Here is a 13860-nt window from a genome sequence, read left to right as displayed (position 1 = left end):
TGACACGGCCTCTTCGCGAGCAAGCCCGCTCCCACAGGTTGTATGTCGACTGCAAAAATTGGTGAACGACGCGATCACTGTAGGAGCCGAGCTTGCTCGCGATGAACGAGAGACCACCGCGGGGTATCAGACAGCCAGCGTCATCGTTAACCACCATCGCGAGCATGCTCGCTCCTACAGATGCACGCGATATTCGCCCCCTCGTGAGGCCGAGTGGAGGTTCTGCGGAGTGGGCACCGCGGCAGGGATGCCGCGGTAGCCGCCCCCGGCCATGGATGGCCGATGGCGGCGGGCCCACGGAGCAGGACCGGAACGAGGGCATGCCGAGCCACAGCGAGGCACCGAACGTCAGGGGCACCAGCGCTTTGGTTACTTTCGCGCTCTTCGAAAGTGACCCGCCGTAAGGGCGGAACCATAAGTAGCCGTTACCGCAGAAACGGATATGTCCCCAAACCAGACATCAACCAGATCCAAAAAAACACCTAGACTTCACCAATCCGCCCCCCGAGCAGACACACATGCTCCGTAGTCCGCGTAGTCCAGGATGGTCAGCGCCCCGGCTTCGGTTCGGCGGATTGCTGTTGCTTGCCGGATTTCTGCTGGCCGGGCTCGGCATGGTCCGCGCCGACTGGGATTTCGCACAGATCCTGCAAACCGCCGAAAAACGCTACGGCAACCTCGGCCCGGCGCGAGGGCGGATAGAGGCCTGGAGCCAGATGCTGCAGGGCGAACGCAATGCCCCCGAGCGCGAACAGTTGAATACCGTCAATCGCTTCTTCAATCAGCAACTGAGCTTTCAGGACGACACACGGATCTGGCGTCAGACCGACTACTGGGCCACCCCCGTCGAGGCCTTGGTCAAGGGCGCCGCCGACTGCGAAGACTACGCCCTGGCGAAATATTTCAGCCTGCGCGAGTTGGGGATTCCCAGCGAAAAACTGCGCATCACCTACGTCAAGGCACTGACCCAGAATCAGGCGCACATGGTCTTGACCTTCTATAGCAGCCCCACCGCCGACCCGCTGGTGCTGGACAACCTGATCAGCGACATCCTTCCTGCCTCGCAACGCAAGGATCTGCTGCCGGTGTACGCCTTCAACGCCGAAGGCCTGTACCTGCCGGGTGCCAATGGCGGCAAACGCAGCAGCGACTCGAAAAAGCTGTCGCGCTGGCAGGACGTACTGAAAAAAATGCAGGCCGAAGGCTTCCCCGTCGGCGACGGCTGAAGGCCCGAGCAAGGAGCGTGTCATGAAACTGCGCAATCAGTTGTTCCTCGCCATCTGCCTGTTCCTGGTAGTGGCGTTCAGCGGCAGTTTTTTTGTCAGCCTGGAAAGCTCACGCGAGCAGACCCTCGGTCAGTTGCGCTCCCATGCCCAGGACGCGGCCACCGCACTGGGCCTATCGCTGACCGCACAGGTCGATGACCCGGCGATGATGGAATTGATGGTCAGCTCGATTTTCGACAGTGGCTACTTCAGCAGCATCCGCATCATCGACAACCGCGATCAGCGTGTACTGGTGGAGCGCAATGCGTCGAAGCGGATCGAGGGCGTGCCGGGCTGGTTCATTCGCCTGGTCAACCTGCGCCATGAAGGCGGTGATGCACTGATCATGCGCGGCTGGGAACAGGCAGCGCGGGTCGAGGTTCTGAGCAACCCGCAATTCGCCCTGGCCAAACTCTGGGACAGCACCCTGGGTAGCCTGATCTGGCTGTTGATCTGCGGTCTGCTGAGCGCGGTGTTCGGGGGCTGGCTGCTGCGCCGGCAACTTCGTCCCCTCGACACCCTGGTCAAACAGGCCGAAGCCATCAGCAAGCGCGAGTTCCTGAGCCTGCCGAAACTGCCGCGCACGCCGGAGTTGAAACGCGTGGTGCTGGCGATGAATCAGATGGTCGAGAAGCTCAAGGCGCTGTTCAGCGAAGAAGCGGCGCGCAGCGAGCAATTGCGCGACGAGTCCTACCGGGACAGCCTGACCGGGCTCGCCAATCGACGCTTGCTGGATGAACAGTTGGCCGACCATCTGCTGGTGGCCGAGCACCATGGCGACGGTCACCTGTTGATGCTGCGGCTCAACGACCTGACCGGGCTCAACCAGCGCCTTGGCGGCCAGCGAACCGATGCGCTGATCAGTGCGGTCGGCGAACTGCTCAAGCGCCTGACCGGGCTGCCGGAACGCCGCACCTGGCTGGCGGCGCGCAATCGCGGGGGCGAATTCAGTCTGCTGACGCCGGGGCTGAATGCCGAAGATGCGGCGCGCGTGGCCGCGGAACTGAGCGCCACCCTGGAAAACCTGCGCCAGACCGGCGCCAGCGATTGCCTGCCCGTAGCGCACGTGGGCATCGTCGTCTTTCGTCCGGGTGAACTGGCCAGCGATGTATTGATGCGCCTCGATCAGGCGCTGGCCCAGGCCCGGCTCCAGCCCGAACGCCCCTGGGCACAGCTGAGTCATGAGGACTCTGCAACCCATCATGCCCCACATGATTGGCGCAGCTGGATCGACGACGCCCTGACCCACGACAGGCTGCAGCTGTATTTTCAACCCGTGGTGCAATGCGCCGACACCAGTGAGGTGCTGCATCACAAGGTCCTCGCCCGCCTGCTCGATCCCCAGGGCCAGGCGATTGCCGCCGGACAGTTCCTGCCGTGGATCGAACGCCTGGGCTGGTCCGCCCGCTTCGACCTGGCCATGCTCGAGGCGACTCTCGACTATCTGGCGGTCAATCGCTGGCCGTTGGCGCTGAGCCTGTCTGGCAGCACCTTGCGCGATCAGACGCAGCTGCGGTTGATCCTCGACATGCTCGATTCACTGCCGGAACTGGCGCCGTTGCTGACCCTGGAAATCGACGAACGCCAACTGCCGCCACCCGACGAATTGCAGCGCCTGAGCCACGCCCTGCTCGACACCAACTATCGCCTGGGTCTGCAGCATTTCGGCGGCAGCTTCAGCCAGATCGGCAATCTCACACAACTGGGTCTGGCTTACCTGAAAATCGATGGCGCCTATATCCGGCGTATCGATGAGCAGCGGGATAAACGGCTATTCATCGAGGCGATCTTCAGGGCGACCAACAGCATCGATTTGCCGCTGATCGCGGAAATGGTCGAAACCCAGGGCGAGCTGGAGGTCATCCGGGAGCTGGGGGTGTTCGGGGTGATGGGAAGGTTGATCGGGCCGCCGGAACCCATGTAGCCACGGCACTGCACATCCCCTTATGTAGGAGCTGCCGAAGGCTGCGATCTGATCGTTCCCACGCTCCGCGTGGGAACGATCAATTCGCGAGGGCACGTCAGTGCCGTTCCCAATGCGAACACAGGATGACGCTGCACAGGTTGGTCCGTTCAAACTTCGGATCCTTATAGGCGAGAAAATCATCGTTGAAGGTGCCGAAGGTGCTGCCCGGCCGATGTTTCATTCCTTGGTAAAACGTGTCGATCATCTGGTGAGCAAAATCGGGTTCGCGAGGATAGGCAGCAATCACCGATGTGCGTTGCTCGTCGCTGAACTGCTCGAACCCGCGCCCCGCCACGTCCATCCCGGCGCCGGCCTGCACCAGGGCGATTTCCCCGTGCATGTGTTCGGGAATGCCCGGTGTGGTGTGCAGGGCGATGGCGTTCCAGACCTTGTCCACCTCCGCCTCGCCGATTCCGTGACTGCGCAGGAAATCACGGGCGGCATTCGCGCCGTCCACCTCGAAGCGCAGCTGGCTGTTGCGGTACGCCGACGTCAGGCCGATGTCATGGAACATCGAGGCGACATAGAGCAGCTCCGGATCAAACTTCAGGCCCTTCTGCCGACCGATCAACGCGCCCCAGCAGTAGACCCGGGCCGAGTGGGCAAACAGCAACGGACTTTCGGTGTCGCGAATCAGCTGCGTCGCCTCGCGGGCCAGTTGGCTGTCAGGAAGGGTGATATCGATGTTGGCCATGATGAGCTGTCTCCGCGATAGGCATTCAATACGCTACCGAGCCGAGCACGACGGAAGAAGTGCAAGTTTCAACAAATGAAAATGCATGACATGCATTTAACCGGCATCCATCTGCGCCACATGCCGCGCCGCCTTCGCCAGCAGTTCGCGCAACCACTGGTGCCCGGGGTCATGGCTGTGCCGTTCATGCCAGACCATATGCGCGGGACGCGCCGCTGACGCCCAGGGCAGTTCCGAGAACGCGGCCGTGCCGGCCTGTTGGAAAATCCTCGCGAGGGTGAACGGCACGATCGCGGCCATCTCGGTGCCGGCCAACAGACTGGGAATCGCCAGGAAATGCGGTTGGACCACCTTGATGTCCGGGGTTCGGCCGATCGAACTGAACGCCGCCTTAAGCGCCGCCCGCTCGAACATTTCCGCACGTCGCGACAGCCCGCGCTCGGACAGCAGGCCATCGTCCGTGGTGCCGGTGGAGACCACCAGCAGGCGCAACCGAGTGAGATCCTCGAGGCGGATTTCGCTGCCGGCAAGGGGATGATCCGGGGCGACCAGCAACACATCTCGCGCTTCGAACAGCACCTGTTCGCGCAGTCGATGGGGCACGCTGGCGAACGACCCGAGGGCAATGTCGACCCGTCCGACATCGATCTGCGTGGTCAGGTCGGGTCGGCAGGCGGGCAGTACGGTGACGCTTGCGTGGGGCGCCTGAATCGACACTTCCCGCAGGACGTGGGGCAGCACCACCGAGGAGAGGTAGTCGGTCGCGGCGATGCAGAATTGCCGATCGGTGTTGGCCGGCTCGAATTGTTCATGGCCGAAGGCGCGTTCGATCATGACCAGGGCATCGCGCACCATGGGCGCCATTTCCAGTGCCCGCACGGTGGGTTCCATACCGGTGGCGGTGCGCACGAACAACTCGTCCTTGAGCAAGGTACGCAAGCGGGAAAGTGCATGGCTGACGGCCGACGGGCTGAGGCTGATGACCTCGCCTGCCCGCAGCACATTGCGCTCGCGCATGACCGCGTCAAACACCCGAAGCAGGTTCAGATCGAGATTTTTCATTGCAGGGGCACCGGGAGCGAAAATGGGAAATCGCATGCAGCAAATGCATTTCGACTCTCCAATTCTGCACCTCCCCGACCTTCAAACGAATCCCCCTGTAGGAGCGAGCATGCTCGCGATGGTGGCAAGAACACCGCGGGGCATCAGGCACCCCGCGTTATCGTTGACGTCCATCGCGAGCATGCTCGCTCCTACAGGAAAAGCGTCGGTTACACAGTATCCACCTTCAACGAATGATCATTGAGCATGCCGTTGATGATGGTCGCCGTGTCCGCCCCGGACACCACCCCGCCCGCCCCTGGCGTGACCCCGTAATGGCTGGCCAGGTTGACGCCGGCCAGGTCGATGGTCTGGTTCGGGGCGGCGCCTGCCATGGCGCTGACGTCGATGCTGGTCATCACCGATGCGCCGCTGCCGCTGACGGTGAAGTGCAGGTAGTCATCCAGCGAAGCCGCGGTGCCGTTCTCCCCTTGCAGCAGTTGCGACAGGTCAAGTTTGTCGGTGCCCGGCGTGAAGTCGGTGACCACGTCATGCCCGCTGTTGCCCTTGAGCCACTGGAAGGTGTCGGCGCCGCTGCCGCCGGTCAGGGTGTTGTTGCCCAGGCCGCCGATCAGGAAATCGTCGCCTCCCCCGCCATTGAGCACGTCGTTGCCCAAGCCACCGGTGATGACGTTGCTGTTGTTGTCGCCGGTCAGGTTGTCGTTGAAGTTGGAGCCCACCAGGTTCTCGATCCCCGTCAGGATGTCGGTGCCGGCGCCGAGGGTGTTCTGCGCCGTGGTCACGCCCAGGTTCACCGTCACCCCGGACGTGGCGTGGGCGTAGCTGGCGGTATCGTTGCCGGTACCGCCGTCGAGCAGATCATTACCGATGCCGCTGAACAGCAGGTCATTGCCCGCCCCGCCGTGCAGCTCGTTGTTGCCGGTGCCTGCGGTGAGGATGTCGTTGCCAGCGCCGGCATTGAGGATGTTGTTGCCATCGCCCGCCACTAAGGTGTCGTTGCCGTCGGTCCCGGTAAGTGTGTGGCCGTCCTGGTAGCTGATGGTCACGTTGCCGTTGGCGCTGCCGCCATGGTTGTCGCTGGCGGTGTAGGTGCCGTGGTAGTCCGGGGTGACGTCATGGGCGCCGGCGTAGTTGAGCGTCATCGTCAGCTGGTAGTTTTCAGCCGCGCTGGTATTGGTGCCAGAGGTGTTGACGATATTAGTGATATGGATCTGGTACACACCATCCGCCGTCGCGGTGATGGTCTGGCCATCAGCAATGGCGATCCAGCCGCCACCGTTGATGGAGTACTCCATGGCGATGTGTCCGGGATCCAGATTGTGGTCCAGGTTGAGGGTTTCGCCTTGCTTGAGGTTGACGGTGATCTTGTCCTCATCGTTGGTGTTGGCAGCGTTCACAACCCCCAGATAACCGCCGATCACCAGCACCGCCGTCATGGTGGCGGTGTTGGCGGCGAAAGATCCGCGCACGTTGTCCAGCACCTGATTGGACGGTTTTATGCCGATGCCCGAGAAGTTGATTGCACCGGTGCCGGTGAAGTCAGCGGCCTTGTTGACCCAGCCAGTGTTGAAGGTGGTCGGCGACGCCTTGATCGGATCGCCATCGGCATCCTTGTCGTTGGCCAGCAGTACATCCGCCGGCACCGCCACGTTGCTGGACAGCACGTTGGTGATGATGTGGTCATCGCCCGCCACCGGCGCCGCATTCGGAATGACCTTGACCACCAGGGTGGAACTCGCGAGATCGCCGTCGTTGTCGCTGAGGGTGAAGCCGATGTTTTCGGTGATCAGCACCGACGTGGCTTTCTGCGAGGTGTAGCTGTACTCGCCGGTGTCGAGGTTCACCACCAGGGTGCCCTTGTTGTCGGTGGCGATGCTCAAGGTGTTGTTGACCGTGTTGAAGGTGCCATGGTTGGCGCCGCCGCTGAAGGTCAACGACCCCTGGTTGCTGTTGGCTCTCGGATCGTAGGTGTAGGTGGTGCCATCGACCGTGATGGATTTGATGAAACCGCCATCGGCACCGAAGGTTGCGCCATCGCCCAGCAGCGAACCGGTGACCGGCGCGCCCACCACAGTACCCGACAGTACCGAGTTGAGTTGGTTGAGGTCGGTGACGATCACCGCGTTGGTATTGGTGCCCGTACCGGTGCCGTCATAGGCCAGCGGGTTGAGGTCGCTGCTGCCGACACCCGAGCCCAGGCCGATCGCGTAGTTATTGATCTGCTTGTCGATCAGGAAGTTTTTCCAGGCCGTCTCATCCCCGCCGCCAATCGATCCTTCGTTGGGCTTGCCGTCGGAGAAGAAGTAACCGACGTTCTGCGCCCCCGTCAGCTTGCCGTTGGTATTGAACGCGGTTTGCGCCATCGCCACCGCCGCGTCGTAGTTGGTCCCGCCGCCCGCCGACAGGCCGGCCACGATCGTCTTGGCGGTCGCGACGTCCACCCAGATCGAAGTCTTGTCGGTGGCGTTGCTGCTGAAGGTGACGATCTGCACTTTGACGTCGCCCAGGTCGTCGTACTTGTCGAGCAGTGCGCTGATCGCCTGTTTGGCCAGTTGCAGCCGCGTCAGACCCTGTACGCCGGAAGGGTCGGCCATACTGCCGGACACGTCGATCACCAGCAGCAGGTTGGTGTCGATCTCCACCGCCGCCACCGAGCGCTCCGAAGCCACCGCCTTTGGCACGTCATCGACAATGTTGATCACGATGGTGCTGGTGGTGCTGTTGCCCAGCGCATCGGTGGCCTTGTAGGTGAAGGATTCGCTCAGGGTATTGGCACCATCGTTGGCACCCGGCGAGGTTTTCGGCGCCGAAGTCAGGGTGTAGGTGTAGGTGCCGTTGGGGTTGAGCAGGATCTGTCCGTAGGTGCCGGTGGCGCTGCCGACCAGGGTGTAGCTGATCGCACCGCTGCCGCCGGTCACCGAACCGACCAGGGTTCCGCTGGAGGTTTCGCTGGAGCTGCCCGGGTCGCTGCCGGTCACGGTTCCAGGTGCCAGGTCCTGGCCGTCCTTGGTCAGGTCGAGGGCTTTTTCGTAGACCGTCACATCGGTGTCGGTGACCGCCTTGATACCGCTGTCGGCCACATTGATGGTGATGGTGGTGGTGCTTTCGTCGCCGTCGGCATCGCGCACGGTGTAGGTGAAAGTATCGGTAGCCCCCGCCGGGCTGACCGAGTTCGGGTTGCTGTGATAGACCGCATTACCCGCGGCATCGAGGGTCAGGTAGCCATAGGTGCCATTGATATTGTTGCCCAGGCCGCCGACCGCCGACGTCGAGGTATTGCCGCCAGCGCGCACGCCGATCACGGTCGCCGGGCCATCGGCACCGCTGATGTCGTTACCCAGTACGCTGATGTTGACGGTTCCGCCCTCCGCCACCGAAGAGGTGTCGGCTTTGGCGGTCGGCAAATCGTCAACGATGTTGACGTTGATCTGCCCGCTGGCCGAGCTGCCATCGCCGTCCGTGGCCACCACGTTGAAGTTCTCGGTGATGCTGTTGGCGCCGTTGGCGGTTGGATGCGCTTCGTTGTCCACCAGGGTGTAGCTGTAGCTGACCACGCCCGTGGTCGCGTTGTAGCCGGTGATGGTCAGCGTGCTGCCCAATGGCGTCACGATCGATTGCGGGAAGCCCGCCGCCACACCGCCGGTGACCACGTTGATGCCGCCCACGGTCAGGGTTTGCAGGCCGTCCGGTGCGTTGACGGTGAAGGTGCCGCTCTGAGTCAGCGCCGATGCATTGGGGTTGGTGCCGTCGCTGAGGTTTTTCTCGTAGACGGTGATCTCGCCGCCATACACATCCAGACCGTTAAGCGTGACGCCGTCGTTGTTGTTGTAGACCTTCAGCACCAGGTTGGCGCTGCTGGTGTCGCCGTCGGCATCGGTGAGGGTATAGGTGAAACTTTCGGTACCGCTACCGCCGCCGTGCAGGGCCTTGAAGTCGGCATCGTTGGGGTTGAGGGTGTAGGTGTAAGTGCCGTTGGCATTGAGCACCAGGGTGCCGTAGGTGCCGACGAAGGTCCCCGCGGTGACGGGTCCGCTGCTGGGGCCGGTCGTTACGCGGTCGGCGCCTTGCACGTCGTTGGTCAGCACGTTGCCGTTCAGGGTCAGTTGGGTTTCCGAAGCGGTTGCCGTATTGCTGTCGTTCACCGCCTTGGGCACGTCGTCGACGATGTTGACGTTGATCTGGCCGCTGGCCGAATCGCCGTCGGTGTCGGTCGCGACCACGTTGAAGTTTTCAGTGAGGCTGTTGGCGCCGTTGGCGGTCGGGTGCGCCTCGTTGTCCACCAGGGTGTAGCTGTAGCTGACCACGCCCGTGGTCGCGTTGTAGCCGGTGATGGTCAGGGTGCTGCCCAACGGTGTGGTGATCGATTGCGGGAAGCCGGCTGCCACGCCGCCAGTGACCACATTGATGCCGCCCACTGTCAGGGTTTGCAGGCCATCCGCTGCGGTCACAGTGAAGGTGCCGCTTTGAGTCAGCGCGGGTGTGTTGGGGTTGCTGCCATCGCTGAGGCTCTTCTCGTAGACGGTCAGTTCGCCGCCACACACATCCAGGCCTCTGACGATCACCGGATCATCATTGTTGTGGATGTTCAGCACCAGGTTTGCGGTGCTGGTATCGCCGTCCGCATCGGTGATTGTGTAGGCGAAGGTTTCAGTGCCATTGCCGCCGCCGTGCAGGGCTTTGAAGTCGGCGTCGCTGGTGTTGAGGGTGTAGGTGTAAGTGCCATTGGCATTGAGCACCAACGTGCCGTAGGTGCCGACGAAGGTGCCGGGGGTGATCGGGCCGGCGCTTGGGCCAGTCGGTACGCGATCGGCGCCTTGTACGTCGTTGGTCAGGACGTTGCCGTTGAGAGTGAGCAGGGATTCCGAAGCGGTCGACGCGTTGCTGTCGCTCATCGCCTTGGGCAGATCGTCGACGATGTTCACGTCGAGGCTGCCGTTGGCGGTTGTGCCGTTGTCGTCGACTACGGTGACGGTGAATTGCTCGGACAGGGTGTTGGCGCCGTTGGCCGTTGGATGAGCTTCGTTATCCACCAGGGTGTAGCTGTAACTGACGACACCGGTTGCCGCGTTGAACCCGGTGATGGTCAGCGTGCTGCCCAATGGGGTGGTGATGGATTGCGGGAAGCCTGCGCTCACACCGCCGACCACCACGTTGATGCCACCGATGCTCAGGGTTTCTACGCCATCCGGTGCAGTGATGGTGAAGGTGCCGCTCTTGGTCAGTGCTCCGGCATCAGGGCTGCTGCCGTCGCTGAGGTTTTTCTCGTAGACCGTCAGTTCGCCGCCGTAGACGTTGAGGCCATCGATGTTGATGCCGTCGTCGTTGTTGTGGATGTTCAGCACCAGGTTGGCGGTGCTGGTATCACCGTCGGCATCAGTGAGGATGTAGGTGAAGGTCTCGGTGCCGCTGCCACCGCCGTGCAGCGCCTTGAAGTCGGCGTCGCTGGTGTTGAGGGTGTAGGTGTAGGTGCCATTGGCGTTCAGCACCAGGGTGCCGTAGGTACCGACGAAAGTGCCGGGGGTGATCGGGCCGCTGCTGGGTCCGGTAGCCACGGCATCCGCGCCTTGCACGTCGTTGGTCAGCACATTGCCATTGAGCGTGAGCTGAGTTTCGGACGCGGTGGCCGCATTGGTGTCATTCATCGCCTTGGGCACGTCGTCGACGATATTGACCACGATGGTGCTGGTAACGATGTTGCCCAGCGAATCGGTCGCCTGATAGGTGAAGCTTTCATGCATGACGTTGGGGCCGTCATTGGCATGGGGTGTGGTACTCGGTGGCGTGGTCAGCGTGTAGGTGTAGGTGCCGTTGGGGTTGATCTGGATTTGCCCGTACGCGCCGTTGGCGCTGCCAACCAGCGCATAGGTGATCGCACCGACGGCACCGGTCACCGAGCCGACCAGCGTGCCGCTGGCCGTTTCCGCGGTACTGCCCGGCTGGCTGCCGGTGACAGTGCCCGCCGCCAGGTCCTGGCCGTCCTTGCTCAGGTCCAGCGCTTTTTCGTAGACCGTCACATCGTTGTCGCTGCTGGCTGCCAGGCAGCTGTTGTACACGTCGATGGTGATGGTGGTCGTGCTTTCGTCGCCGTCGGCGTCGCGCACGGTGTAGGTGAAGACGTCGGTGGCGCCGGGGCCGCTCACGGTGTTCGGGTTGCTGTGGTAAACCGCATTGCCCTGGGCATCCAGGGTCAGATAACCGTAGGTGCCGTTGATCTGGCTGTTCAGACCACCGATGGCCGAGGTCGAGGTGTCGGAACCCGCACGCACGCCAACCACGGCGCCACTGGCAGCGGGACCGTCGGCGCCACCGATGTCGTTGTCCAGCACGTTGCCGCTGACGGTGCCGCCTTCCTGCACCGAGTCGGCGTCCGGCCTTGCAGTCGGCAAATCGTCGACGATATTGACGTTGATCTGGCCGGTGGCGGTGCTGCCGTCGGTATCGGTCGCCACCACCGTGAGGTTCTCGGTGAGTGTATTGGCGCCGTTCGCCGTCGGATGCGCCTCGTTGTCCACCAGGGTATAGCTGTAGCTGACGACACCCGTGGTCGCGTTGTAGCCGGTGATGGTCAGGGTGCTGCCCAATGGCGTGGTGATGGTTTGTGGGAAACCGGCAGCCACACCGCCGCTGACCACGGTAATGCCACCCACGGTGAGGGTTTGCAGGCCATCGAGCGCCGTGACGGTGAAGGTGCCGCTCTGGGTGAGCGCCGGTGCGTTGGGACTGGTGCCGTCGCTGAGGTTTTTCTCGTAGACAGTCAGCTCGCCGCCATAGACGTCCAGGCCGTCGAGCGTTACGCCATCGTCGTTGTTGTGGATGTTCAGCACCAGGTTGGCGGTGCTGGTGTCGCCGTCCGCATCGGTGATGGTGTAGGTGAAGGTTTCAGTGCCGTTGCCACCGCCGTGCAGCGCTTTGAAGTCGGCATCGCTGGTGTTCAGGGTGTAGGTGTAAGTGCCGTTGGCGTTCAGCACCAGAGTGCCGTAGGTGCCGACGAAGGTGCCCGGAGTGATCGGGCCGGAATTTTCGCCTACCGTCACGCGGTCAGCGCCCTGCACGTCGTTGGTCAGCACGTTGCCGTTGAGGCTGAGCTGGGTTTCGGAAGCCGTCCCGGCATTGGTGTCATCCACACCTTTTGGCAGGTCGTCGACGATGTTCACGTCCAGGCTGCCGTTGGCGGTGGTGCCGTTATCGTCCACCACCGTGACCGCAAACTGCTCGGACAGAGTATTGGCGCCGTTGGCCGTCGGATGCGCTTCGTTGTCCACCAGGGTGTAGCTGTAACTCACCACTCCGGTCGCCGCATTGAAGCCGGTAATGGTCAGCGTGCTGCCCAGCGGTGTAGTGATCGACTGCGGGAAGCCCGCGCTCACGCCACCGACAACCACGTTGATGCCGCCGATGGTCAGGGTTTCCACGCCATCTGGCGCTGTGATGGTGAATGTGCCGCTCTGGGTCAGGGCACCTGCGTCGGGACTGCTGCCATCGCTGAGGTTTTTCTCGTAAACGTTGAGCTCACCACCCTCGACATTCAAACCATTGATGGTCACGCCATCGTCGTTGTTGTGGATGTTCAGCACCAGGTTGGCGGTGCTGGTGTCGCCATCGGCATCGGTGAGGGTGTAGGTGAAGGTTTCAGTGCCGTTGCCACCGCCGTGCAGCGCTTTGAAATCGGGGTCGCTGGTGTTGAGGGTATAGGTGTAGGTGCCGTTGGCATTGAGCACCAAAGTGCCGTAGGTGCCGACAAAAGTGCCGGGGGTGATCGGACCGGCGTTCTCACCCACAGGAACACGGTCGGCGCCCTGCTCATCGTTGGTCAATACATTGCCGTTCAACGTCAGCTGGGTTTCCGAGGCCGTGCCGTTGAAGTCGTCGATCGCCTTGGGGACGTCATCGGTGATATTGACGTCCAGCGAACCGGTGGTCGTATCGCCGTTGTTGTCGCCCGCCACCACGGTGAAGTGTTCGCTGAGAGTGGTGCCGTCGCCGCTCGAATGGGTTTCACTGCCGTTGAGGGTGTAGCTGTAACTCACCACGCCGGTGGCCGGGTTGTAGCCGGTGATGGTCAGCGTGCTTCCCAGTGGCGTGGTGATCGACTGCGGAAAGCCTGCGGCGACACCGCCGGTGATGACGTTGATCCCGCCGATGCTCAGGCTGTTCAACCCGTCGGGCGCGTTGATGGTGAAGGTGCCGCTCTGGGTCAGGGCCGCAGGGTTGCTCGCCGTACCGTCAGGCAGGTTCGCTTCGTTGAGGTTCAGTTCGCCGCCCTGGACCGACAACCCACCCAGAGTGACCGGGTTGTTCACGACCGGAGGAGGTGGTGGAGGCACAATCACCGGTGCCGTACCGCCATCGTCGGTATTGACCACAGCGTCGTGGCGTTCTTCAGGGAACTCGGGAATGCCGCCGAAGCCGGCGGTAGGAAAGCCGATGGTCGGATCGACCCGACCGCCCACCTCTTCCAGCATCACGAAACTGTGGCCGCCCCCCAGCGCACCGCCCGCAGGTCCGGTCGAGCCTGGCCCCGCCGCCGTGGCTTCGGCGGTCTGCGTCGGGTCGTCACCGGCGGCAATGGCTTTTTGCAGTTGCTCGACATCGCTCAGTTGCGCCTCGCTGGGCGTCACCGATTCATTGGTGTTCAGGTGCGGAGACTCATGGGCCAGCAACTGAGGGGTCATCTGCAGGCTGCTGCCCCGGCCGAGGGTCAGCTCCTGGCCATTTTGCAGGCGCACCGCCACGGCGCCTTCGGCTCCGGTATTGAGCTGATCACCGGCGAACAATCGATCGCCTTCGACCAGGGCGCGACGAGTGCCGTCGGCCGCTACCGCGAACACCTGACCGATGACCTTACTGACGATACCGATGAGCGTAGCCATGTG

At 62.6% G+C, this 13860-nt stretch carries 5 protein-coding genes; 2 read left to right on the top strand and 3 right to left on the bottom strand.

Annotated elements, in window-relative coordinates; all coding sequences use genetic code 11:
- Window positions 1-518: 518 nt before the first annotated feature.
- Together lapG and lapD are read left to right on the top strand one after the other, a co-directional pair.
- Entirely contained in the window at window positions 519-1226 is a 708-nt protein-coding gene (lapG, locus tag K9857_RS12645; protein WP_224536189.1) for a cysteine protease LapG, read from the top strand.
- A 22-nt stretch (window positions 1227-1248) separates the two neighbouring features.
- The gene (gene lapD / locus K9857_RS12640) at window positions 1249-3189 is read left to right on the top strand and encodes a cyclic di-GMP receptor LapD (RefSeq protein WP_224536188.1); all 1941 of its coding nucleotides are present in this window, start codon (window positions 1249-1251) and stop codon (window positions 3187-3189) included.
- Between the two features lie 97 nt (window positions 3190-3286).
- Here the strand turns inward: lapD and K9857_RS12635 are convergent, their stop codons facing one another.
- From K9857_RS12635 to K9857_RS12625, 3 genes are all read right to left on the bottom strand, one after another.
- Window positions 3287-3925, bottom strand: coding sequence for an HD domain-containing protein (locus tag K9857_RS12635; protein WP_224536186.1), 639 nt, complete (start codon window positions 3923-3925; stop codon window positions 3287-3289).
- A gap of 96 nt (window positions 3926-4021) precedes the next feature.
- Window positions 4022-4987 carry a LysR family transcriptional regulator gene (locus K9857_RS12630; protein WP_224536184.1) on the bottom strand — a complete coding sequence of 322 codons (966 nt, stop codon included), beginning with the start codon at window positions 4985-4987 and terminating at the stop codon, window positions 4022-4024.
- Between the two features lie 209 nt (window positions 4988-5196).
- Window positions 5197-13857, bottom strand: coding sequence for a retention module-containing protein (locus tag K9857_RS12625; protein WP_224536182.1), 8661 nt, complete (start codon window positions 13855-13857; stop codon window positions 5197-5199).
- Window positions 13858-13860 lie beyond the last annotated feature (3 nt).

Origin of the sequence: Pseudomonas sp. REP124 (genome assembly GCF_020164475.1) — a bacterium.
Lineage (GTDB): Bacteria > Pseudomonadota > Gammaproteobacteria > Pseudomonadales > Pseudomonadaceae > Aquipseudomonas.
This window is presented reverse-complemented; position numbering and strand designations above follow the sequence as displayed.